The sequence below is a fragment of the Methylophaga sp. SB9B genome (assembly GCF_004832235.1).
GTDB lineage: Bacteria > Pseudomonadota > Gammaproteobacteria > Nitrosococcales > Methylophagaceae > Methylophaga > Methylophaga muralis.
This window is the reverse complement of sequence record NZ_SSXS01000007.1, coordinates 73262-98302: the sequence shown is the minus strand read 5'-3', so window position 1 is coordinate 98302 and position 25041 is coordinate 73262. Positions and strand designations below refer to the sequence as shown.

Annotated in this window: 25 protein-coding genes; all 25 read left to right on the top strand. The window is 43.5% G+C overall.

The annotated features are described in order from the left end of the window. Positions 1–44 precede the first annotated feature (44 nt). The 25 genes from E8Q33_RS09130 (at position 45) to E8Q33_RS16020 (ending at position 25039) form a co-directional block, all read left to right on the top strand. Positions 45–536, top strand: coding sequence for a CvpA family protein (locus tag E8Q33_RS09130; protein ID WP_069295356.1), 492 nt, complete (start codon positions 45–47; stop codon positions 534–536). 18 nt (positions 537–554) lie between these two features. After that, entirely contained in the window at positions 555–2063 is a 1509-nt protein-coding gene (gene purF, locus E8Q33_RS09125; RefSeq protein ID WP_069295355.1) for an amidophosphoribosyltransferase, read from the top strand. 68 nt (positions 2064–2131) lie between these two features. Beyond that, positions 2132–2689 carry a YceD family protein gene (locus tag E8Q33_RS09120; protein WP_084002899.1) on the top strand — a complete coding sequence of 186 codons (558 nt, stop codon included), beginning with the start codon at positions 2132–2134 and terminating at the stop codon, positions 2687–2689. 35 nt (positions 2690–2724) lie between these two features. Further along, positions 2725–2904 carry a 50S ribosomal protein L32 gene (gene rpmF, locus E8Q33_RS09115; protein WP_069295354.1) on the top strand — a complete coding sequence of 60 codons (180 nt, stop codon included), beginning with the start codon at positions 2725–2727 and terminating at the stop codon, positions 2902–2904. 13 nt (positions 2905–2917) lie between these two features. Then, a complete protein-coding gene (plsX, locus tag E8Q33_RS09110; RefSeq protein ID WP_084002897.1) occupies positions 2918–3937 on the top strand; it encodes a phosphate acyltransferase PlsX in 1020 nt (339 codons plus the stop codon). After that, the gene (locus tag E8Q33_RS09105) at positions 3934–4893 is read left to right on the top strand and encodes a beta-ketoacyl-ACP synthase III (protein ID WP_136554290.1); all 960 of its coding nucleotides are present in this window, start codon (positions 3934–3936) and stop codon (positions 4891–4893) included. The genes plsX and E8Q33_RS09105 overlap by 4 nt, the downstream gene beginning before the upstream one ends. Positions 4894–4911: 18 nt before the next feature. After that, positions 4912–5847, top strand: a complete 936-nt coding sequence (gene fabD, locus E8Q33_RS09100) for an ACP S-malonyltransferase (protein ID WP_136554289.1) — start codon at positions 4912–4914, stop codon at positions 5845–5847. 2 nt (positions 5848–5849) lie between these two features. Then, positions 5850–6593, top strand: coding sequence for a 3-oxoacyl-ACP reductase FabG (gene fabG / locus E8Q33_RS09095; RefSeq protein WP_136554418.1), 744 nt, complete (start codon positions 5850–5852; stop codon positions 6591–6593). Positions 6594–6731: 138 nt separating this feature from the next. Continuing rightward, positions 6732–6968 carry an acyl carrier protein gene (gene acpP / locus E8Q33_RS09090; protein ID WP_014707198.1) on the top strand — a complete coding sequence of 79 codons (237 nt, stop codon included), beginning with the start codon at positions 6732–6734 and terminating at the stop codon, positions 6966–6968. A gap of 93 nt (positions 6969–7061) precedes the next feature. Continuing rightward, complete coding sequence (gene fabF, locus E8Q33_RS09085; RefSeq protein ID WP_136554287.1) at positions 7062–8303, top strand: beta-ketoacyl-ACP synthase II; 1242 nt, start codon at positions 7062–7064, stop codon at positions 8301–8303. 10 nt (positions 8304–8313) lie between these two features. Beyond that, the gene (gene pabC / locus E8Q33_RS09080) at positions 8314–9144 is read left to right on the top strand and encodes an aminodeoxychorismate lyase (protein WP_069295350.1); all 831 of its coding nucleotides are present in this window, start codon (positions 8314–8316) and stop codon (positions 9142–9144) included. Further along, positions 9141–10166, top strand: a complete 1026-nt coding sequence (mltG, locus tag E8Q33_RS09075) for an endolytic transglycosylase MltG (protein WP_136554285.1) — start codon at positions 9141–9143, stop codon at positions 10164–10166. The genes pabC and mltG overlap by 4 nt, the downstream gene beginning before the upstream one ends. Further along, positions 10163–10798, top strand: coding sequence for a dTMP kinase (gene tmk, locus E8Q33_RS09070; protein ID WP_136554283.1), 636 nt, complete (start codon positions 10163–10165; stop codon positions 10796–10798). The genes mltG and tmk overlap by 4 nt, the downstream gene beginning before the upstream one ends. After that, a complete protein-coding gene (holB, locus tag E8Q33_RS09065; RefSeq protein ID WP_136554281.1) occupies positions 10795–11757 on the top strand; it encodes a DNA polymerase III subunit delta' in 963 nt (320 codons plus the stop codon). The genes tmk and holB overlap by 4 nt, the downstream gene beginning before the upstream one ends. Before the next feature lie 34 nt (positions 11758–11791). Beyond that, on the top strand, positions 11792–12145 hold the full coding sequence (locus tag E8Q33_RS09060) for a PilZ domain-containing protein (RefSeq protein WP_136554279.1): 354 nt from the start codon (positions 11792–11794) through the stop codon (positions 12143–12145). 38 nt (positions 12146–12183) lie between these two features. Beyond that, on the top strand, positions 12184–12963 hold the full coding sequence (locus E8Q33_RS09055; RefSeq protein WP_136554277.1) for a TatD family hydrolase: 780 nt from the start codon (positions 12184–12186) through the stop codon (positions 12961–12963). Next, positions 12963–13601: an arylesterase gene (locus E8Q33_RS09050; protein WP_136554275.1), complete on the top strand. Its 639-nt coding sequence runs from the start codon at positions 12963–12965 to the stop codon at positions 13599–13601. Before E8Q33_RS09055 ends, E8Q33_RS09050 begins: the two co-directional genes overlap by 1 nt. A 102-nt stretch (positions 13602–13703) precedes the next feature. Further along, a complete protein-coding gene (locus tag E8Q33_RS09045; protein ID WP_136554273.1) occupies positions 13704–13958 on the top strand; it encodes a hypothetical protein in 255 nt (84 codons plus the stop codon). Positions 13959–13967: 9 nt separating this feature from the next. Further along, complete coding sequence (locus E8Q33_RS09040) at positions 13968–14399, top strand: hypothetical protein (RefSeq protein ID WP_136554271.1); 432 nt, start codon at positions 13968–13970, stop codon at positions 14397–14399. Positions 14400–14424: 25 nt separating this feature from the next. Then, on the top strand, positions 14425–15579 hold the full coding sequence (locus tag E8Q33_RS09035) for a methyl-accepting chemotaxis protein (RefSeq protein ID WP_136554269.1): 1155 nt from the start codon (positions 14425–14427) through the stop codon (positions 15577–15579). 127 nt (positions 15580–15706) lie between these two features. Then, positions 15707–19552, top strand: a complete 3846-nt coding sequence (locus E8Q33_RS09030) for a PAS domain-containing protein (RefSeq protein WP_247870001.1) — start codon at positions 15707–15709, stop codon at positions 19550–19552. Positions 19553–19619: 67 nt separating this feature from the next. Then, positions 19620–21755 carry an EAL domain-containing protein gene (locus tag E8Q33_RS09025; protein ID WP_136554267.1) on the top strand — a complete coding sequence of 712 codons (2136 nt, stop codon included), beginning with the start codon at positions 19620–19622 and terminating at the stop codon, positions 21753–21755. Positions 21756–21975: 220 nt separating this feature from the next. Next, positions 21976–23775 carry an assimilatory sulfite reductase (NADPH) flavoprotein subunit gene (locus E8Q33_RS09020; protein WP_136554265.1) on the top strand — a complete coding sequence of 600 codons (1800 nt, stop codon included), beginning with the start codon at positions 21976–21978 and terminating at the stop codon, positions 23773–23775. Further along, positions 23775–24821: an NADPH-dependent assimilatory sulfite reductase hemoprotein subunit gene (locus tag E8Q33_RS16025; protein WP_247870000.1), complete on the top strand. Its 1047-nt coding sequence runs from the start codon at positions 23775–23777 to the stop codon at positions 24819–24821. Before E8Q33_RS09020 ends, E8Q33_RS16025 begins: the two co-directional genes overlap by 1 nt. Further along, the gene (locus tag E8Q33_RS16020; protein ID WP_371413286.1) at positions 24818–25039 is read left to right on the top strand and encodes a hypothetical protein; all 222 of its coding nucleotides are present in this window, start codon (positions 24818–24820) and stop codon (positions 25037–25039) included. The genes E8Q33_RS16025 and E8Q33_RS16020 overlap by 4 nt, the downstream gene beginning before the upstream one ends. Positions 25040–25041 lie beyond the last annotated feature (2 nt).

Here is a 25041-nt window from a genome sequence, read left to right as displayed (position 1 = left end):
ATAAAATTCCCTCTTTTTTACACGCTGCTCGACGCGGAGTCATAATGAACTGGGTAGATTATTTAATAATCGGCATTATTTTGATTTCGTCGGGCATCAGTATTGTTCGTGGCTTTATAAAAGAAGTACTTTCGTTAATCAGCTGGGCAGTGGCGATTTGGGTCGCCTTTATGTTTTTTGCCAATTTTGCCAGTTTATTAACGCCTTATATTGATACAGTTACCATACGTTTATTTATCGCGTTTTTTGTCTTATTTGTTGTCACATTAATACTCGGGGCACTGGTTAACCATTTAATTTCACAGCTGGTCGAGAAGACAGGGCTTAGTGGCACTGACCGTGCACTGGGAGTGATTTTCGGTATTCTTAGAGGTGTCGCAATCGTCACTATTTTAGTGTTGGCTGCAGGCGTAACGCCCATGCCAACAGATGCTTGGTGGCAAAACTCTTTATTGTTACAACATTTTGAAGACCTAGCGGTTTGGGTCAAGCAGTTTTTACCGACTGATGTCGCTGAACACGTTAACTTCAACTAATCCTGGCAGGGTAATTTTATGTGTGGAATTATTGGTATTGTAGGTCACTCGGAAGTCAATCAAGCGCTGTATGACGGACTGACAGTCCAGCAACATCGCGGACAGGATGCTGCGGGTATTATGACTTGCGACCAAAACGGACGGTTTTATCTTCGTAAAGATAACGGTCTGGTAAAAGATGTATTTCATACCCGTCATATGATTCGCCTAAAAGGTTCAATGGGGATTGGGCATATTCGCTATCCGACTGCTGGTTGCTCAAACTCAGCGGAATCTCAACCATTTTATGTCAACTCACCATTTGGTATTGCGCTGGCGCACAATGGTAATCTGACTAATACCAAACTGTTATCTGATCAATTATTCAAGAGTGATCGTCGTCACCTTAATACTGGTTCTGATTCTGAAGTTTTGTTAAACGTGCTTGCGCATGAATTGCAAACCTCAGGCAAACTCAAACCGCAACCAGAAGATATTTTCAAAGCCGTTTCCGAAGTACATAAACGTTGCAAAGGTGCCTATGCCGTTGTTGCGATGATTGCCGGCGTTGGTATGCTGGCATTCCGTGATCCTTACGGTATTCGTCCTGCAGTCATTGGTAAGCGTGAAACAGATCTAGGCACAGAGTACGTTGTGGCTTCTGAGAGTGTGGCAATTGATACGCTTGATTTTGAGTTTATGCGTGACGTACAGCCCGGCGAATGTATCTTTATCGATATGCAGGGTAGTTTTCATAGTCAACAATGTGCTGAAAACCCAATCAAATCACCTTGTATATTTGAATATGTTTATTTTGCTCGTCCAGATTCAATGATGGATGGCATTTCGGTGCATAAAAGCCGTATGCGTATGGGCACTAAGTTAGCGGAAAAAATTAAACGTGAATTTCCAGATCACGATATTGATGTCGTTATCCCAATTCCCGATACCAGCCGTAGTGCGGCACTGCAACTTGCCTATGATTTAGATGTGGTGTATCGCGAAGGTTTTATTAAAAACCGCTATATTGGTCGTACCTTCATCATGCCTGGGCAGCAACAGCGCAAAAAATCTGTGCGCCAAAAATTGAATGCAATTGATCTGGAGTTCCGCGATAAGAATGTTCTGCTGGTTGATGATTCAATTGTTCGTGGCACGACCTCGCAACAAATCGTTCAAATGGCACGTGATGCCGGTGCAAAAAAAGTTTACTTAGCTTCTGCTGCACCACCAGTTCGTTTCCCTAACGTATATGGTATTGATATGCCATCACCGTCTGAATTTGTTGCGCACAATCGTAATGTTGAACAAATTGCAGAAGAGCTTGGCGTGGATTGGTTGATATACCAGGACTTACAAGATTTGGTTGAAGCCATTAACAAGAAAAGTGATGTCAAACGTTTTGATACTTCCTGCTTTGATGGGAATTACATTACTGGCGATATCGATGAGACTTATTTGTATTACATTGATGCGCTGCGTAATGACATGTCAAAACAGTCAGAAGAAGAAGGTAATGTTACGATTGAGCTGCATAATGATGTTTAAGCAGCTTATTACACACCACAATTTCTATACCATTGTTCCCGCTAAATTCAGCGGGAATAAACAGCTTTTTGCTGTTTGATACCAATTCTTATATAATCCCGTCGATTATGCATCAGCAATTGCCAAGAGAGATTGATCCGTTTCGTTTTGCTCATAGCGGTTTACAGATAACGGGAGAAATTCCGGTCAGTAAAATGTCGCGTTTGAGTGAAATGCTTTACGACGATTCAGGGACAGTTTTGGTCGATATGCAGTTTGATATCGATACCACTGGCACGCCTTTTATGCTTGGGCAATTTGCTGTAACAGTTAATTTGCTTTGTGAACGTTGTATGGAGTCAATGGCTCATTCAATGAATATCACAACCAAATTGGCACTGGTTCGACATGAAGGAAAGGTTGAAGGTCTTGCTGAGCAATATGAGCCCTGGATCTTGAATGATGCAAAACAAGTTGATCCGGCATTAATGGTGGAAGATGAGTTGATTCTCGCTTTACCAATCGTGCCAAAACATGATTATTCATGTTTGCCTGAACAGTTGTGGCAAGCAGGAGAAGAGGAAATTGAGCCTGAGAAACCAGTCTCACCGTTTGCAGCGTTATCTGCATTGAAATCGAAAAAGTAATTTATTTATTGTTATTGGGTTTAGGAGTTTAAGCCATGGCTGTTCAAAAGAGTAAAAAGAGTCCTTCACGTCGCGGTATGCGTCGTTCACATGATGCATTAACAGAATCAACTTTATCTGTTGATTCAACTTCTGGTGAATTACACCGTCGTCACCATGTGACAGCTGACGGTTACTACCGTGGCCGCAAAGTTATTGCTGACAAGAGTGAATAAGGCTTAACAGAAATTGACTTTAACAATTTCGATCGACGCTATGGGCGGGGATCACGGACCACAAGTCGTGATCCCCGCTGCCATATCAACGCTGGAAAGACATACGGATGTTGAGCTGATTTTAGTAGGTGATGAAGCCACTATTTCAGCAGAGATAACTAAACACCAGTTTGCTGACAAGCACCGTATGAAAATTCACCATGCTTCCCAAACCGTCGGTATGGACGAAGCGCCATCCTCAGCATTACGTGGCAAAAAAGATTCTTCAATGCGGGTGGCTATAAATCTTGTCAAAGACGGCCAAGCTGCTGCCTGTATCAGTGCCGGTAATACCGGTGCATTAATGGCAACTGCGCGTTTCGTGTTGAAGACACTGCCAGGTATTGAACGACCTGCCATTATTACGGCATTACCTACCATGCGTGGTCACACCTATGTTCTCGATCTCGGGGCAAATGTGGACTCTACGGCTGAGCATCTGGTGCAATTTGCCTTAATGGGCTCAGTTTTAGCTGAGTTAATTGATGGCAAACCAAATCCGACAGTTGGTCTACTGAATGTGGGCGCGGAAGAAATCAAAGGTAATGAACGGGTAAAAGAAGCAGCTCGTTTATTGGCTAAGACAGATTTGAATTATTACGGTTATGTTGAAGGCGATGGTCTTTACCATGGTGAAGTAGATGTTCTGGTCTGTGATGGTTTTGTGGGTAATGTTGCGTTAAAAGCTAGTGAAGGGGTCGCGCACATGATCCGACATTATTTGCGGCAAGCATTTAATCGCAACTGGTTAACCAAGATTGCCGGCTTAATTGCCTATCCCGTATTAAAAAGCTTTAGCAAAGAACTTGATCCTCGAGCCTTTAACGGTGCGAATCTGATTGGTTTACAAGGCATTGTTATTAAGAGTCATGGTGGTGCAGATGCGTTTGCCTTTGCCAATGCAATTAATATCGCTATTCTTGAAGCCAGAAAAGATGTGCCGAAAAACATCACCAAACATCTTGAGACTCTTTTAGAGGAACAAGTCTTGTGATTTATTCCAGAATTGCTGGAACGGGCAGCTACTTACCGGAAAAATTTCTCACCAATGTTGACTTAGAGTCAATGGTTGAAACCAGTGACGAATGGATTACCGATCGTACTGGTATCAAAAAAAGGCATATCGTCGCCAGTGACGAAACCACAACTGATTTAGCTTATTACGCGGCTAAAAATGCTATATCTGCTGCTGAGTTAAAGCCTCGTGACATCGATATGATTATTGTTGCGACCACCACCCCGACCCGCATTTTTCCAAGTACCGCAGCGTTAGTTCAAGAAAAGTTAGGTATTCATGGTTGTCCAGCTTTTGACATTCAAGCAGTGTGTACTGGTTTTGTGTATGCGTTAACCGTAGCAGACAAGTTTATTAAATCTGGTAGTGCTAGAAATGTCTTGGTTATTGGTGCGGAAACCCTGTCACGTATAGTCGATTGGACTGATCGTAATACCTGTGTTTTATTTGGCGATGGTGCTGGTGCTGTCGTACTTCAAGCATCTGCTGAGCCGGGAATTTTATCTACGCATATTCATTGTGATGGCAGCTTTAATAATTTGTTGCATGTACCGACAGGGCCGGGCAGTGCGATAACCGAAGATCCAGCTTATATCGAAATGCAGGGTAATGACGTTTTCAAAGTTGCCGTCAAAACACTAAGCAAAATAGTTGACGAAACACTCGAAGCGAATCAATTAGACAAGCACGACATTGATTGGCTTATTCCACACCAAGCTAATATCCGTATTATTGCGGCTACAGCCAAAAAACTGAGCATGTCCATGGACAGTGTTGTGGTAACTGTTCAAGACCATGGTAATACCTCTGCGGCATCTATCCCACTGGCACTTGATGTTGCCGTGCGTGATGGTCGCATCAAGCGTGGTGAAACATTATTGTTAGAAGCGTTCGGTGGTGGGTTTACCTGGGGCTCGGCGCTTATCAAATTTTAATCTGAGGTATTTTTACCAATGCATTCAGCTTTTGTTTTTCCCGGCCAAGGTTCACAGTCTGTATCGATGCTTGCCGAGCTATCAGAATCCTTTCCACATGTTCAGGAGACGTTTGCCGAGGCCAGTGACGCGCTTGGCTATGATTTATGGGCTTTGGTGCAAAACGGACCTGAAACTGAACTTAACCAAACGGATAAAACCCAACCGGCCATGCTGGCTGCAGGTATCGCTGTATGGAGATGCTGGCAGGCAGTCAGTAACTATAAACCAGCTTATTTTGCGGGTCATAGTTTAGGTGAATACACTGCATTGGTGGCTGCTGAGGCATTGGACTTCAAAACGGCTATCAAACTGGTTGAAAAACGTGGTCAATTAATGCAACAAGCCGTTCCTGCCGGTGAAGGCGCAATGGCGGCTATTCTTGGACTCGATGATGACGTGGTAAAAGCGGTTTGTCAGCAAGCCAGTGTTGAAGGTATCGTCGAAGCGGTCAATTTTAATTCACCGGGTCAAGTGGTGATTGCTGGTAGCAAAGCTGCGGTTGATAAAGCCGTTGAAATTGCCACCGAAACAGGTGCTAAACGTGCTTTGTTATTACCGGTCAGTGTTCCTTCTCATTGCGCTTTAATGCGCTCGGCTGCTGAAGAATTATCTAAAGAACTAGAATCAGTATCTATTCAGGCCCCACAAATCCCAGTTATTCACAATACCAGTGTAAAGGCAACCACCGATCCTGATGAAATTCGTCAATTATTGGCTCAACAGTTGTATAACCCGGTACGTTGGGTTGAAACAGTTGAATGGCTTGCAGCGCAGGGCGTAGATAGTCTGGTTGAATGTGGACCAGGTAAAGTTCTGGCGGGATTAAGCAAGCGTATCGATAAATCTTTGCAGGCTTTACCGGTTTATGATTCGGTGACGTTGCAGAAAACTCAAGAAGTGTTAGGAGAATAATGATGAGCCTACAAGGTAAAGTTGCTTTGGTAACTGGCGCTACCCGCGGTATCGGCCGTGCCATTGCGTTAAGTCTGGGCGAGCAGGGTGCAACGGTTATCGGCACCGCCACCTCAGAAAATGGCGCCGCTGCCATCAGTGAATATCTGCAATCAGCAGGAATTCAGGGCAAAGGCATGGTGTTGAATGTCACGCAGGAAAATGCCATTGATGATGTGGTAACAGCGATTGAATCTGAGTTCGCTGCGCCAGATATTCTGGTCAACAATGCAGGTATTACCCGCGACAATCTGTTGATGCGAATGAAAGACGAAGAGTGGGACGATATTATCAATACCAACCTCACTCCGATCTTTAAATTAAGCAAACGCTGCGTACGCGCAATGACCAAGGCTCGTTGGGGCCGTATTATCAATATCACTTCTGTTGTGGGTGTTATGGGTAATGCCGGTCAAACCAATTATGCTGCCGCTAAAGCTGGTGTAATCGGCTTTAGTAAATCACTGGCTCGCGAAGTAGGGGCTCGTGGTATTACTGTGAACAGTGTTGCCCCTGGGTTTATTGATACCGATATGACAAGTGGTCTGCCAGAAGCGCATAAAACAGCTTTATTGGAACAGGTTCCTGTCAAACGCCTCGGTGAGGCAGATGAAATTGCCGCTGCTGTCAGCTTTTTAGCCAGTCCTTTAGCAGGATATATAACGGGCGAAACGCTGCATGTAAACGGCGGTATGTATATGAATTAATGGCCTGAATCTGCTGAGACTTAGGTTTTTTATTGTGGAGATATTTTATGGACAAGGCTTCCAGCTTGTCTCCGCAGTGCTCGCACTATAAAATGCCAGCACGTTGTTTGTACTTAACCACCAAAGGAAACAGATGTTATGAGTGATATCGAAGCTCGAGTAAAAGAAATTGTTGTTGAACAATTAGGTGTAAATGCCGATGAAGTAACTGCCGATGCTTCATTTATTGATGATCTGGGTGCTGACTCGCTGGACACTGTTGAGCTGGTTATGGCACTGGAAGAAGCATTTGAATGTGAAATTCCTGACGAAGAAGCTGAAAAGATCACCACTGTAAAAGAAGCTGTCGCTTATATTAATTCTGTTCAGTCTTAATATTACAGATTGCTTAAGATGTAGCCGTCTAGTATGCAGGACATACTAGGCGGCTACGTCGTATCTATAGAAAGATTTGCATGAGGAAAACTGATGTCTAAAAGACGCGTTGTCGTTACCGGGCTGGGCGCGGTAACACCGGTCGGTTTATCGGTAGCAGAAAGTTGGGAAAATATTCTGGCTGGTAAAAGCGGTGTTGCGCCAATCACAACATTTGATGTAACTGATTTTCCGGTTCGTTTTGGTGCCAGCGTCAAAAACTTTGATGTCGAGACAGTTATTTCTCGTAAAGACGCCAAGAAAATGGATACTTTTATTCACTACGGCATTGCGGCCGCAGTGGAAGCCATTAAAGATGCCGGGCTGGAAGTTACCGATGCCAATGCTGAGCGTATTGGCGTGGCGATTGGCTCGGGAATAGGTGGATTGCCAGGTATCGAAGCGGGCTATGACAGTTTTCTAAGTGGTGGCCCCCGCAAGATTTCACCATTCTTTGTACCAAGTAACATCATTAATATGATTTCCGGTAATTTATCGATTATGTACGGCATGAAAGGCCCTAATACTGCGATTGTTACTGCCTGTTCTACCGGAACACACTGTATTTCGGCTGCAGGTCGCATGATTCAATATGGTGATGCTGATGTGATGATCGCCGGTGGTGCAGAGATGGCTACATCCAAAACGGGTTTAGGTGGCTTTGCTGCAGCACGCGCATTGTCCACTCGTAATGATGATCCTCTGGCAGCAAGTCGTCCGTGGGATAAAGACCGTGATGGTTTTGTACTGGGTGATGGTGCTGGCGTCATCGTATTGGAAGAATACGAACACGCTAAAAAACGCGGTGCCACTATCTATGCTGAATTGGTTGGTTCAGGCATGAGCAGTGATGCTTATCATATGACCATGCCTTCACAGGGCGGCGAAGGTGCTGCACGTTGCATGGTTAATGCAATGAATGATGCAGGTATCAACGCCGAAGACATTGATTACATCAATGCGCATGGTACTTCCACGCCAGCCGGTGATGTGGCTGAAACTCAGGCAATTAAAACCGCTTTAGGACATTCAGCCCAGAAAGTTGCCGTCAGTTCCACTAAATCGATGATCGGTCACTTGTTAGGTGCAGCCGGTGGCGTAGAAGCGGTTTTCAGTGTCCTGGCAATTCGTGATCAGGTTGCTCCGCCGACCATTAATCTGGATAACCCGGATGAAGGTTGTGATCTGGACTATGTTCCACACATAGCCCGGGAAATGCCAATTGAGTTTGCCATGTCAAATTCATTTGGTTTCGGTGGCACCAACGGTACTGTTATTTTCAAAAAACACAGTTAGTTGACGCGACATGATTCTGATTAACGGCCAACCCGAAAACAGAATCGATGTCGCGGATCGTGGCTTGCAATATGGCGATGGTTTATTTGAAACCATCGCCTATCGTCATGGCCGACTGGAATTTTTATCCGATCATCTTTCTCGTTTAAAAGAAGGCTGCAATCGCCTCAACATCGCCTTTTCAGCATCTCAACAACAGTCTCTAATTTCCGAAATTGATAGCGTATGCCAGCAGTTGAATAGCGATGCTGTCATCAAAGTGATGATTACCCGCGGCCCTGGCGGAAGGGGATATCGTTATCAGTCAGAAATGCCCACAACCCGCATTATCAGCAGTCATGCCATGCCGGTTTATCCTGTGGCTAATGTTTCCGGTATTACCGTGCGGATCTGTCAGCAACGTTTGGCCATCAATCCATCCTTGGCTGGAATCAAACATCTTAATCGCTTGGAACAGATCCTTGCCCGCAATGAATGGCAGGACGACACGATTGCCGAAGGGGTAATGCTGGATTATCAGGAGCGGGTTATCGAAGGCACAATGTCTAATCTGTTTCTGGTGAAAAATAATGAACTGCTAACTGCTGAGCTTTCAAGCGCGGGAATCGCTGGTATCATGCGTAAACAACTTATTAAAGTTGCTGATGAACTGGGTATTCCTCTGAACATCACAACACTGACGCTTGATGAGCTGAAATCTGCTGAAGAAGTCTTTGTCTGCAATAGTTTAATAGGTATATGGCCAGTGATTCGAATCACTGATCTTAATGTGGATTTTAGTCATGGTCCGCTGACTCAAATATTGCAGAATGCTTTAAATTCAATAAATACAGACGAATGAAAATATCCTTAACGATTAAACTGCTTTTTTTACTGGTGCTCACGGCAATTATTGCTTTAGTTGCGTGGAGTGAATATCAGCGATTCCTGCACCAGCCCGTGAACCTTATAGAAGAAGAGACCATTTTTACTATTTATCCAGGTGATAACATCAGTAAAGTCAGTCAACGTTTATACGATAGTGGATTAAGTCCAGTACCCAGCGTTTACCTGGATATTTATGCTCGCTTACAAGGTAATGCCCAACAGATAAAAGCTGGTGAATATAGGGTTCAAGCTGATGCGACCTTACCGGCTTTGTTAAATCTTTTTATCAGTGGCAGAGTAGTTCAATACTCAATAACCATTGTTGAAGGCATGACGGCCAAACAATTATTTGAAAAAATTCAAGCTCATCCCAAAATTAAACAAACATTAGCCGAATTGAATAATGAAACAGTTCGTGAGGCGTTAGCTATCGAAAATGAACTGGTTGAAGGTTTATTTTTACCTGAAACCTATCATTTCCCGGCCAATACCACCGATGTGCAATTTTTACGTCGTGCTTACCAGAAAATGCAAAGCCAGTTGGACAGTGCCTGGCAACAAATGACAGAAAACTTACCTTATGATTCAGCTTATGAAGTGTTGATCATGGCCTCGATTATTGAGAAGGAAAGTGCCATACCTGAGGAACGCCCTGAAATTGCCGGTGTTTTTGTCAGACGTTTAGATATAGGCATGCGTCTACAGACCGATCCAACGGTTATCTATGGAATGGGGGATAGTTATGATGGCAATATCCGTAAAAAGGATCTGCAAACCGATACGCCATATAATACCTACACCCGGTTTGGCCTGCCGCCAACACCAATCTGCTTACCCAGCAAAGAATCTATTGAAGCTGCAATGAATCCAGCGGAAGGCACCAGTCTGTATTTTGTCGCCGGCGCTGAAAATGGTGGTCATGTATTCTCGGATAATCTTGAAGATCATAACCGGGCAGTAAGACAATATTGGAACAATATGCGGATAACCCAATGAGCGGAAAATTTATCAGCATAGAAGGTATCGAAGGCGCCGGTAAATCGACACAACTGCAATTTATTGCCGATTATTTACGCTCTCATGGAAAACAGGTTGTTGTAACCCGCGAACCAGGCGGCACACGTTTGGGAGAAGAAATTCGGGAAGTACTGCTAAAGCCCACCGATCAAGCCATGGCCGAAGACACCGAGTTGCTATTGATGTTTGCTGCTCGTGCCGAACACATTAAACAGGTTATTGAACCAGCATTGAAACGCGGGGACTGGGTGTTGTCAGATCGCTTTGTTGATGCGACTTTTGCCTATCAGGGCGGTGGTCGAGGCATTGATGAGCAACGAATTAGTGAGCTTGCCAGCTGGACCTTGCAAGGCTGTCATACCGATGTGACATTTTTGTTTGATTTACCGGTTGCTGTTGGGCAAACAAGGGTAGAGCAGCGCCAGCAGCAAAAAGATCGTTTTGAGCAGGAAAAACAGGCGTTTTTTGAACGCGTGAGAATTTGTTATTTGGCCCGAGCCAAGGCTGAACCGCAGCGTATCAAATTAATTGATGCCAGCCAGAGTATTGAAGCTATTCAACAACAGCTCAGCCAACACCTTGTTCAGTTAGTGGATAAAGCAGCTTTATGACCGAGCTTTTCCCCTGGCAACAGACACTCTGGCAGCACGTAGTCTCAAGAGTTGAACAGCAGCGTATACCTCATGCCGTTTTATTAACTGGTGTGGCGGGGTTGGGAAAGACGTTATTTGCTGCCAAAATGGCGGAAAGCCTGTTATGCCAATCCCCTGATGAACAATTTATGGCCTGTGGGCGTTGCCATAGTTGCCAGTTAATGCAAGCGGGTAATCACCCAGATCATCTGACGATAAGAGCAGAAGAGGCTGGTAAGTCCATTAAAATAGAACAAATCCGTGCGCTAAAAGACAAACAATCACTCACGCCCAGCATTGCCCAATGGAAAACAGTCATTATCGAAGTCGCAGATTCAATGACTAACAGTGCTGCCAATAGTTTATTAAAACTGCTTGAAGAACCTCAAAACAATACGATTTTGATTTTAACCACTGATGCAGTACATCGTTTGCCAGTAACTATTCGCAGTCGCTGTCAGCAGATGCATTTACCAGCTCCCGATTATTCAATTACTTTGCCATGGCTAGATTCACAAGGAATTTCGACGGATACTGACCAATTGCAACAACTTGCCTCATTAACTTTGGATGCGCCTTTTGCTATTGTTCGTGCGCTTGAAACCAATGAATGGCAAAGCTATCAGCAGCTTCAACAGGACTTTGAGCAACTGCTGCAACAGCGTGCTAATCCAGTACAAATGGCCAACCAGTGGCAACAGTACGATCTACTGAAAGTCATGCATCAATTGTTATCGACCATTAAAATCCGGCTAAAACAACATTATTCGGGCTATGCTGAAGTCACTAAAGCTCAGCAATACTGGCAGATCGTTGATTGCATAGTGAATACAATAAAGCTAGTATCGTCTTCAAATAACTATAACAAGACACTGTTAATAGAAGACTTTATGGTTTCTGTAATGCGTATTTCCAATACAAATTCAGTAAATCATTAGTCCCATTATCTAAAAGTAACTAAAGAGTATTTGTATGGGCATGAATCCACGTAAAGGTATCCTCTCACTGAAAATCAGTGATCAGAACATGCTGTATCACTCCTTTATGCCATTTCTTAAAAATGGCGGTTTATTTATTCCTACCAATAAAACCTACGAAATGGGCGAAGAAGTGTTTATTTTGCTTACCTTGCTTGATGAAGCAGAAAAAATTCCGGTGGCCGGAACCATTGCCTGGATTACCCCTAGAGGCGCTCAGGGTAATCAAGCGGCCGGTATCGGTGTGCATTTCAGTGAAGGTGATGGTGGGGCGAATGTGGTTCGCGGCAAGATTGAAAATCATCTGGTCGATAAATTGAAATCGGACAAAGCCACCTACACAATGTAAGACAATGATGGCAACGGCCGTCACTAACCGGGTTATTTATGTATATCGATTCACACTGCCATCTCAACTTGCTAGCTGACCAACCTGGCGGCGTTGCTGCAATGGTCGCCGAAGCTAGCGAAAATCACATCGAACACATCCTCTGTATTGCCATTGATAAAGAAAGTATTGAGTCAGTGCGGCAGCTTGCAGAGCAATATCCGCAACTCACTGCCAGTGTTGGAATTCATCCAAATGTTGAAGAATCAGGCACTTTAAGCACTGAACAACTGATCGAACTGGCCGCGCATCCAAAAGTGATTGCAATTGGTGAAACCGGCCTTGATTACTTTCGCAGTGAAGGTGATTTGACTTGGCAACGTGAGCGTTTCCGTTTCCATATTGATGCGGCTAAACAGACCAAAAAGCCTTTGATAATTCATACCCGTGAAGCACGTGAAGATACCATGAGCATGCTGGAGCAAGAAAACGCCAGAGACGCCGGCGGCATCATTCATTGTTTTACAGAAAACTGGGAAACCGCTAAACGTGCTTTAGATATTGGATTTTATATTTCTTTATCCGGAATCGTGACCTTTAAAAGCGCCCGTGAGTTACAAGATGTCGCCAAACAGCTGCCACTGGATCGGATTCTGATTGAAACTGATGCGCCTTATCTGGCACCAATGCCACATCGTGGAAAAACCAATAAACCCGCGTATGTGAAACATGTGGCAGCGTTTTTGGCGGAACTACGAGGCGAGTCAGAAGAGCAGATTGCAGCAGCAACTACGGAAAATTTTTATCGTCTGTTTCCCTCTGCAAGGCTTGCTGCCTAATGAAAAGGGGTAATATTTCAATAGCTAAATACCTCTTGATGGTATGCGTCAGTGTCTTTGCTTTGGCAGGATGTGATGATCAATCTTCCGTAGGTTTAAAACCACTTAGTCAGGATGCGGTAATTCTTGCCTTTGGTGACAGCCTGACATTTGGCACTGGTGCTCAACCGGAGCAAAGTTATCCATCCGTCTTGGCAGAGTTAACTGGCAGGCAAGTGATTAATGCCGGAATTCCAGGTGAACTCAGTGGCGCTGGTAAGGTGCGTTTATCACAATTGCTACAGGAAACTAAACCGGATTTGGTTATTCTGTGTCACGGTGGCAATGATTTACTGCGTAAGCAAAGCCGCCAACAACTACAAAATAATCTGCAGGCTATGGTGGATGAGATTGCTAAAAGCGGTGCACAAGTATTGTTGATCGCCGTACCAGCATTTGGAATTAATCTGGCACCTGCACCGTTATATCTAGAAGTAGCACAGACTAATAATCTTCCCATTCAGCCCACTATTCTCAGTGAGCTGCTTATCGATAACTCCCTAAAAGCTGACCAAGTGCATCCTAATGCGCTTGGCTATCAACAGTTTGCTCAATCCATTCATCGTTTATTAATCGACTCTGGCGCCATTTTGTATTAACTCCAGTACAGGAAATTCTCCTGGGGATTGCCTAAAGTTTCTAACAGTGAAGACGCTATAGAAAATGATAGGAATTTTTCTCGTAATCACTGGGAGTTTGGTATGTTGAAGTCAATGTCTGTTAAGACAAAAATGTTGGTTTTAAGCAGCATAATGGTTATTGGTATTATTGTTCTAGCTGCAATGCTAAGTCTTGGTATGCATTCACTGGTGCAGATTGGTCAATCAAATGCACTAACCAACGATACTCAAGCGGAGTTTGTAAGATTACGAGTACATCAGAAAGATTTTTTTAACCGACTCGATCTTAAGTATCAAGCGAGTTATAACGAAACTCACGGTATCGTCAAACAATAACTGGCGGAGTTGGAATCACAACTCAAATCACAAAATATTGAACTCGAACAAATCCCCCGATTAATAAACTTGCTACAGCAATACCACGCTGCTTTTAACGAACTTGTGGTGATGCAACAAGCTATCGGCTTAAGTCATACCGACGGCCTTTATGGCAATTTACGAAAGTCAGTACAAGAAGCTGAGCAAATGCTTGCCAAATTTCAGAACGATACCTTATTGAAAGATATGCTGATGTTACGCCGCAATGAAAAAGACTTTTTGTTGCGAAAAGATGTCAGTTACTTGAACACTTTTAACGATAATCTGAAAGTTTTCTATCAGAATTTACAACAAAGCTATTTAAGTGATTTTGAACAGCGTCAAGTATCCGCTCTGATGCAAAGTTACAGCAACGATTTCACCACTCTGGTAAAAAAATTACGAGCAACTTGGGTTTAATGAAGATCTTGGCCAGATTGGCGAAATGCGTTCTATCGTATATGAGATTCGCGAAGTCTTTCGGGAAACATCACAGCTTATTGGTGAAGAAGTAATTACCTATGAAAAATCCGTTTTTATCAAAGCAATTATCACGATAATAATAGTGTTAGCGGTACTGATTTTGTTATCTCAGATCATCAGTCGCAGTGTCGTCAACCCAATCAATATGCTGGCTGAAGTTATGAAACGGGCACAGCAAAACAAAGATTTGACCCAGCGTGTCAGTATTGAAGGCAAAGATGAAATCGTGCAAATGGCTGACGTATTTAATCAGATGATGAGCGCATTTAGTCAGCTGATTCAGCAAGTATTTGATTCATCAAGACAATTGAATGTTGCCGCTGAAGAATTAACGGTTATTACCGGCCAAACCAGCCGCGGTGTGATGAGTCAACAAAGTGACAGCGAGCAGGTTGCAACTGCAATGAATGAAATGACTGCAACTGTTCAGGAAGTGGCTCGCTATGCTTCGCAGGCAGCTGAAGCGTCTCGTACTGCAGATGACGAAACCAAAGCCGGTAAACAAGTAGTCATGGATGCTATTAATGGCATCAATCTACTCGCCAAACAAGTTGAAGTTGGGGCGATATCCATCAAAGATCTGCAAAAAGAAAGTGAAAATATTGGTAGCGTATTGAGTGTGATTCAAGGTATTGCCGAGCAAACCAATTTGCTGGCCTTGAATGCCGCAATTGAAGCAGCTCGGGCAGGTGAATCAGGTAGAGGTTTTGCTGTAGTGGCCGATGAAGTAAGAACGCTTGCCAAACGCAGCCATGATTCAACCGAGGAAATCAAAAAAATTATTGATCGCTTACAAAATGAAGCTGAAAAAGCAGTTCGTGTTATGGATGAAGAGCTTGTCCAAGCACATCAAAGTGTCGAAAAAGCAGAAAAAGCTGGCCAATCACTGGATATTATTGCGGAATCTGTTACCTCAATTCGTGATATGAACACACATATCGCCAGTGCTGCGGAAGAGCAGTCAGCTGTTGCAGAAGAAATAAACCGTAATATTGTCAGTATTGCTCAGGTTGCTGAAGAAAATGCTGAAAGCACTAACCAAACTACTTTGACCAGTCAGGAGCTGGCCAGATTAGCAAATGGATTAGAAACCCAAATTAGTCAATTTAAAGTTTAATTTAGATAAAAAATTCTCTGGCGGGGCAGGCCAACTCTGGTATATGGTTATCTGGAGTTGGCTTGTTTTATACAAAGTGAGATAAAAATTGAGCAACAATGCTGGGGCCCAGGATTACCTCTTAAGCGTGCTGATAAATCATCAGCCACAGGCAGTATTTATCTTTCAGGATGAAGTATTGTTAACTGCCAATTCCGAAGCGTTGCGTCTTATAAAAGCTCAAAGTGAATGCGATATTCTCGGTTTATCATTTAGTGATTTTTTTGATGAGCCTCTAGACAACATCAATTTAACTCCCGAATTATCGATTCAATCTCCATTAACCCTGATTGGAGTGAATCAAGCTCAACGATATCCAGCGACTTTAGTGCTAGATAAAAGCAATAAATTACTTGTTATTTTGTCCAGTCAAATTCAACCTGGTGTGGCCCAACGGTGGCTATCCTCTGATCTGGATTCATCGTCAACGCTCATTGGGCACTGGATTTACAACCCACCCACCACAAATCTTTGGTGGGAATCTCAAACGTATGAGATCTTTGCCCAGTCAGCCGCGCAGTTTTTACCGTCAATAACGTCAATGTTGCAATTGGTTCATCCGGACGATAAACAACAGGTTGAAAATGCCTTTACTCAAGCCATTGCCCAGCAGAATAAGCTGGATATTTGTCATCGGGTAATAACTGCTGATGGCGAGATAAGGTTTATCCGGCAGCGTGCTACCTGGGGTTCAGAAAATAATGAACTGTTAGGCACCGTTTTAGATTTAACAGACATAAAACAACATATCAGTCATAGCGATTATAAATTGCGCCTGATGGATGAAACCCAGCGAATCGGCCATATGGGCAGTTGGGAATTTGATTTATTGAAAAATAAGGTGACCTGGTCTGAGCAAACTGCTGAGCTGTTTGGAATGCGGCTAGCAGAATTTGATGGAACCATTGAAAGCTATCAGCAATTCATTCTGCCAGATGACAAAACGAACCTGGATTTAACGCGGTCAAAACCAAATAATAGCGGCATTATCGAGGCTGAATATCGAATTACCCGTAATAATGATGGGGCAATTCGCTGGTTATTCGAATGTGGAAAGTCGATTTTTAATGCAAGCGGTCAGGAAATACGCCGATTAGGCATGATCATCGATATTACCGAACGTAAACGACTTGAACTGATCCAAAGGCTGGAATCCAGTATGGTTGAAGCTGTTGCTTCCTCTCTGGCATTACAGCAGATAATGGAACAGATAGTCCTTGGTATAGAGGAAATCATACCCAATACCATTGCCTCGATTTTACTATTAGACGAAGAGGGAAAGCGTCTCCTTCATGGCTCTGCACCACACTTACCGAATAGTTACAACGATGCCATTCATGGAGAGCTGATAGGTCCACAAACAGGTTCCTGTGGAACTGCCGCCTATCTCAAAAAACCGGTCATTGTTTCAGATATCGAGCATGATCCGTTATGGGCAAACTATTATGGTTTGGCATTGGCTTGTAATTTACGAGCTTGTTGGTCACACCCTATATTTGATGAAAAACAAAAGGTTATCGCGACGTTTGCGGTTTATCACAACACGATAAAAACTCCAGAACCAGAACAGCTGGATACTATCGAGCGAATCACGAAAATTATTGCTATTGCCATTTGTAAGCAGCGTGATGAAGAACGAATTCGACGAAGTGAAAGTCGTTTTCGTGAAGCATTTCAGGATGCTGCTACCGGCGTAGCAATTACGACGATTGATGGTCGATTCCTTGAGTGCAATCAAGCATATTGTGAAATGCTTGGTTACTCAGCTGAAGAGCTGACCCAACTTACTTTTCAGCAGGTGACACATCCTGATGACAAAAAACAGAATCAGCAGGAAATTAGCGAGATTCTGCTCGGTCTTCATGATAGTTGTATTATCGAAAAACGCTACATCAGCAAATCAGGAGAAACAGTTTGGGCACGATTAAGCGTCACATTACAACGTGATGATCATGATCAACCGTTGCATCTTATCGCTATCACTGAAAATACCACTGAAAATAAACTAGCCGAATCAAAAAGAGATGAAGCTGAAAGATCATTAACACAGTTACTTAAAAATTTGCCAGGAGTGGCTTATCGCTGTCGCTTCGATGAACAGTGGACAATGATTTACGTAAGCGAAGCTTTTTATCGTTTGACCGGATATGACGCTGAGGATGTTATTGGAAATCAGCGGATTGATTTTGCCAGCATTATTCATCCCGATGATCGGCAAGAAATGTATCTTCAAACCCTGAATGCTATAGAGAAAAACCAACCGTTTCAGGTTGAATATCGCATTATTCGAAAAGACGGTGGTGTGCGCTGGTTTTGGGAGCAAGGTAACGGTGTGCGTGACCTAAACGGAGAGCTACAAACCATAGAAGGTTATATGACGGATATAACCCTGCAAAAACTGGCTGATGCCAATATTCGTGAGAGTGAACAGCGTTTCCAGATATTATCAAAAGCCACCAACGATGCAATCTGGGATTGGAACCTCATCACCGATGAACTATGGTGGAGCGATAATTTTGAAACTTTATTCGGGATTTATGCAGAAGAGTCAAAGCCTTCTTTCAATGGTTGGGAAAATCGAGTTCACCCTGATGAGCGAAATAGAGTTGTTAATAATCTCAAACGGGCTGTAGAAGAGAACCAACAGAGCTGGTCAGATAATTACAAGTTCCGGCGACACGATGGTAGTTATGCTGATGTCATTGACCGTGGTTACGTCATTTACAACAGTGCCAACGAACCAATCCGTATGGTTGGCGGTATTACAGATATCAGTGAGCGACTTGAAATAGAAGAAAAATTACGCCAATCCCAGCGGCTGGAAGCTGTTGGTCAATTAACCGGTGGCGTAGCTCATGACTTTAATAATTTACTGACAGTGATTGTCGGTAATGCTGAAATCATCACCGAGTCACTTCCAGCTGATTCAAATTTACGCGGTTTATCACAAATGGTTCAGGAAGCCGCCAATCGCGGTGCTGATCTGATCGGCAGTTTATTGGCATTTGCCAGACGTCAGCCATTGGATCCCAAAAATATTGATGCTAATCAATTACTAAAAAATTTCCAATCGTTATTAAGCCGATCTCTGGGTGAAGCTATTCAGCTGGAAATGGCGTTAGAGCCAGATATATGGCTAGCCCAAGTCGATCCAGGACAGCTGGAAAATGCTTTACTAAATCTTGCTTTGAACGCCAAAGATGCCATGCCTTCTGGTGGTCGACTTTTAATTGAAACACTCAATGTTTTACTCTCGGAAGATTATGCTGCACAACATGATGTGACTGCAGGAGATTATATCGTTATAGGCGTTTCCGACACCGGTATTGGTATCGCTCCTGAAAATCTGGATAAAGTATTTGAGCCTTTTTATACAACCAAAAGTAAAGATAAAGGTACCGGTCTTGGCTTGGCAATGGTTTATGGCTTTGCTCGACAAAGTTTAGGACATATCAATATTTATTCCGAGCGGGGGCAGGGAACCACCATAAGACTTTACTTACCGAGATCTCCGGTAGAAATTTCAACAGCAGATAATCCTCCTGCTTTACCCATTCAGCCCAAAACAGGCAAAGAACATATTTTAGTGGTTGAAGATGATGATCTGGTTCGAAGCTACGTTATTTCTCAATTGGAATTTATCGGCTATCAGGTCATAAGCGCGTCAAATGGCCAAGAAGCTATGGAAATCATCCAGAGTGATGCTCATATCGATCTGTTGTTTACTGATGTAGTAATGCCCGGTGGTATAAGTGGCCGAGATCTCTCGGATAAAGCGCAGCGTATCCGACCGCAGTTAAAAGTGTTATTTACCTCCGGTTATACCGAAAACTCTATTGTTCATCATGGTCGATTAGATCCTGGTGTTATGTTACTAAGTAAACCATATAGCCGTGATGAATTATCAACCAAAATTCGCCAGGCATTGGATTGAAGATGCATAAACTACTAATTAATTCAGAGTGCTATTTGACATGGATAATAAAGAGTATTCTGTCCCGATGACCGAACTTAAAGTACTGATTCTGGATGACAATAACCTCACTGCAAGAGCGATAGCAAATGTTGCAGAATTTATTGGTCTGTCAGCCAAAGTAACCTCGGATTTTCAGAGTTTTCTCAACATTCTTAATGAATGGCAACCACAATATCTGATTGTGGATTTGATCATGCCGGACATGGATGGTGTAGAAGTTCTAGGCGAATTAGGCAAAATGCAGGTCGAGGCGCAGTTAATTATTACCAGTGGTGCTGGGCAGCAATTGCTGCATGCCGCTGCACGCTCAGCCGGTGCTCATGGTTTGAATGTGTTGGGGATTTTGCCAAAGCCTTTCAATCCGAAAGCATTTCGCGATTTGATTAATGCAGAATCTAACAATACTGCTGACAACACCTTTGGCAGACAATTACGAGCCGAGAATCAGATTAACACGCTCACGGTTACTGAATTGGAACAAGCGATTGATGCACGTGATATTTATCTGGTTTACCAACCGAAAGTATCTTGTATCAGTGGCGCTTTAACTGGCTTTGAAGCCTTGGCCAGATGGCATCATCCGGAAAAAGGTTTTATTTCACCGGAAAAATTTATCCCGTTAGCCGAACAACATAATTTAATTGATCGTTTAACCTTGCAAGTTTTTGAGCAGGCATTACCATTTCTCAATCAACTGCAAGATGCTGATACTGTTCAAGGCATACAAAGCCGTGGCTTATTACTTTCAGTGAATATTTCTGCGGCATCGCTAAAAAATCTATATCTATTCAAACAGATAGAGCTTCTTTGTAAGAGTAATAATGTCAAGCCAGATCAGCTTATTCTCGAGTTAACCGAAACCGCTGCCATGGATGATCCGGTTATGTCCCTAGATATATTAACTCGACTGCGATTACGTGGTTTTCGATTATCCATTGATGATTTTGGCACCGGGTTCTCTTCGATGCTGGCATTGGTACGCATGCCTTTTTCAGAAGTCAAAGTGGATAAAACCTTTGTGATGACCTCGGGCGATTCTCGCGAATCACGGCTAGTAATCAAAGCCATTATCGAGTTGGCCCATAGCTTGAATATGCAGGTAGCAGCTGAAGGTATTGAAGATAATGAGGCATTGGAACTGCTAAGGAATATGGGCTGTGATCAGGCGCAGGGATATTTTATTGGACGTCCCATGCTAGCGGATGCCTTTATCGAATGGTCGAAACAAAGCTCAGAACATATTGATTCGCATAGAATTAAGCATTTACATGGACTTGGCTTATTAGATAGCGAACCCGAACAGCGATATGACCGTTTGACCAAACTCTGTACACGGTTATTCAATGTAGATATCAGTTTAATTTCGTTGATTGATGAAAATCGACAATGGATTAAATCTTCGCAGGGATTTAGTCAACGCCAAACCGAACGTTCTATTGCTTTTTGTAATCAAACCATATCTCAAGAAGAGATTTTTATTGTTCCAGACACGCTGCTGGACGAGCAGTATGTCAATAATATTATGGTGACGTCCGCACCATATGTACGTTTCTATGCTGGCTGTCCCATACGCGCTAAATCCGGTGCAAAACTAGGGGCTTTATGTTTAAAGCACTCTGAGCCCAGAGAATTTTCTATTAAAGACAAACTGTTATTGAAGCAACTTACGGAAATGGTTGAAGAAGAAATCGATTACAACCCGTTTCTGGATGAAGATAAATTAACCGGACTTCTTAATCGAGAGGCGTTTGAACGTCGGGCACAAAAACTAATAACAATTTTTGCTCCACATCAAATTCCGATCACGATGTTTTATTTTGATTTAAATAATTACAAACGAATTATTGAGGCGCATGGAATATCAGCAGGAGATGAAGCACTGATCCATTTTTCCCGGTTATTGCTGGAAACCTTTACCGATACCGAATTAGTTGCCAGACTGGTTGATGATGAATTTGTTGTTTTGTGTATATGTGAGCTGAAAGGCACCCCATTGGAGACCTTGGCTGAAGCGGTTAAACAGCATAATTCATCGGTCAGTCCACACTTGAATATTCAATATACTGTTGGCACAGCATGCAGCCAATCAATGTCAAATGTCGATTTACAATCTTTATATATGTATGCAGACAGTGATTTATACGATCATAAAAGTCCTTAATAAGGTTGATTTAAATTACTTTGTACCAATATTGTTATACACAGCTTTTGTCAGACATCACCAACCATTCACATTAAATTACATAAAAACTTTTAAACTAGGTTTTTAACGCAGTTTTTATATATTAAATTGTTATATGAAAATCAAAACATATAGTTTCTATTTATATATTGTTTTTGTTATTTTGTTCTGTGCCCACCTTAAGAGATAACGCATTACCATGAATATCAGGCTGCCAAACGCCCCGCTAACGGATGAACAATTACAACAGTTGAATAATTTACTGCAAGGTCTGGAAGGCTGGCAGGTAGACTGGCTGTCGGGCTATTTATCTGGCTATCGTGCGGCCCAGGTTGGCACTGCTGTTATGGAAGCTGGACCATCTCTGGCTGAGCAAGCTATTAAACTTACCGTGCTGTATGGTTCACAAACCGGTAACACCGAAGCGGTTGCCGGACAACTTGCTGAGAAAGCAAAAGCCAGTGGTATTGAAGTCAAGTTATGGGATATGGCCGAATACAAACCACGAGAACTGAAAAACGAGCAATATCTGGCCGTATTAACTTCCACCCATGGTGAAGGAGAGCCACCTGACAATGCTATGGATTTATACGAGTTTCTGAATAGCCGCAAAGCACCGGGCTTGAAAGGTTTGCACTACAGTGTGCTATCGCTTGGCGATTCCAGTTATGAATTTTTTTGCCAAACCGGCAAGGATTTTGATGAGCGTTTGCAGAAACTAGGTGCAACCGCTGTTATTCCTCGAGTTGATTGTGATGTGGATTACGATGATTTGGCGGAAAAATGGATTGCTGAATTTGTTGGGGCACTGACCAGCTCCATGCAAGCCAGTGCCGCACCACCATCTGCTTCTGTTGCGATGAGTCAGCTTGAAACCTCAGTTCAATATGATCGGAAACATCCTTTTTCTGCACCTTTACTGGAAAATCAGCTGTTAAGTGGTCGCGGTTCCAGCAAGGAAGTACGGCATATTGAAATCTCGCTGGAAGGTTCAGGATTACAATATGAGCCAGGTGATGCTTTAGGCGTTTACCCGCAAAACGATCCCGCTCTGGTTTCAATGCTGATTGATGCGCTGGGATTTGATGCCGATAGTTCTGTAGAACTTGATGAACAACAAGAAACGTTAACCAATGCATTGATGCATCATCGTGAAATTACCGTGCTGACTCGACCGTTAGTGGAAAAGTGGGCTGAACTTGCCCAGTCCGATGAACTTAATAAGCTGATGGAAAGCAAAGCCGCCGTCACAGAATGGATCCGTGGTCGTGATGTTCTGGATTTGGTACAAACCTACCCATTAGCTGACATAGACGCCAATGGCTTTATTAAATTGCTGCGTAAACTGCCGCCAAGATTATATTCGATTGCCTCCAGTCAGGCTGCGGTTGATGAAGAAGTGCATATCACCGTGGCAACGGTTCGTTATAACGCCCATAACCGTGAGCGGGGCGGGGTAGCCTCAACCTGGTTAGCCGATCGCTTAGCCGAAGATGCGACTATTCCGGTGTATATCGATCCCAATAAAAACTTCAAATTACCTGCCGATGATGATGTGCCGATTATTATGATTGGCCCCGGCACTGGCGTGGCTCCGTTTAGAAGTTTTATGCAGGAACGTGAAGAGCGGGGTGCTCGCGGACCCAATTGGCTGTTCTTTGGCGATCAGCATTTCCTGACCGATTTTCTCTATCAGACCGAGTGGCTGGCCTGGCGTAAATCCGGATTGCTAACCCATCTTGATGTGGCCTTTTCTCGTGATCAGACCGAGAAAATCTATGTGCAGCATCGTATTCGCGAAAAATCCATTGAGATCTGGAACTGGCTGCAGGATGGTGCGCATATATATGTCTGCGGCGATGCCGACAATATGGCACCAGATGTGAATGAAGCCCTGATTGATATTATCAGTCAGCAAGGCAATAAAAGCCGCGAAGACGCCACCGAATATCTGCGTCAGCTGACGCGTGATAAACGTTACCAACGTGATGTGTACTAATGAATACAAAATTACCTGAAGCCGAACAACTCAAACTCGATAGTCGTTACCTGCGTGGGACCATTGCCGAAGGGCTGGATGATGTGGTTACCGGAGCGATTTCCGAAGATGACAACAAACTGACCAAATTCCATGGCAGTTACATGCAGGACCATCGTGATCTGCGTGATGAACGCCGTCGTCAAAAACTTGAACCGTTATATTCATTTATGGTTCGGCTGCGTATTGCCGGAGGTGTGGTGACTCCACAGCAATGGCTGGGACTCGATGCAATAGCTGATGATTGCTCCAATGGCACGTTACGTATTACCACACGCCAGACTTTTCAGTATCACGAGGTTTTGAAAAAAGATCTGCGTTCATTAATGCAGCAAGTCAATGCATTAGGTTTGGATACCAAAGGTGCCTGCGGTGATGTTAACCGGAATGTGGTGACCAACGTCAATCCGCATCAATCTTCGGTGCATGCCGAAGTTCATAAGATCTCCCAGGCCATAAGTGATCATTTGTGCTGGCAGTCTGGTGCCTATGCCGAGATTTGGCTGGGTGAACAATGTGTCTATCAACCGGGAAAATCCGAAGAGCCGTTTTATGGTGATCGCTATTTACCCCGTAAATTTAAAATCGGTATCGCCATTCCACCTGAAAACGACAGCGATGTATTGGCCAACGATATTGCGTTAATTGCCATTATCGAAAACGATGAATTAGTTGGATTCAATGTCGCCGTCGGTGGCGGCATGGGCATGACCTACGGTGAAACGGCAACTTTCCCACGCTTAGCCACCATGGCCGGTTTTGTGCCAAAAGACCAGATTGTCAAAGCCTGCGAAACCATTGCCGCCATTCAACGTGACTTTGGTGACCGTAGTGTCAGGGCGCATGCCCGCTTTAAGTACACCATTGATGATCATGGTATTGACTGGTTTAACGAAAAATTTACCGAATACCAAGGTGAGGCAATGACAGTTGCCAGACCCTTTGAGTTAGTACGCAATGGCGATCGGTTTGGCTGGATCCAGGGTGAAGATGGCAATGGCATCTGACCTTATACATTTATAGTGGCCGTGTTGCGGATACTGAAGCACTGCAATTACGTACCGCACTTCGGGAAATCGCCAAAGTTCATACCGGCGAGTTTCGCATGACCTGTAATCAGAACCTGATTATTGCCAATATCAGTCCTGAGCAGAAACCGGTTATTGAACAGTTGGTCGAACAATATCAACTTGATATCGGCGAACGCGTCCGGCATTACGTTTAAAT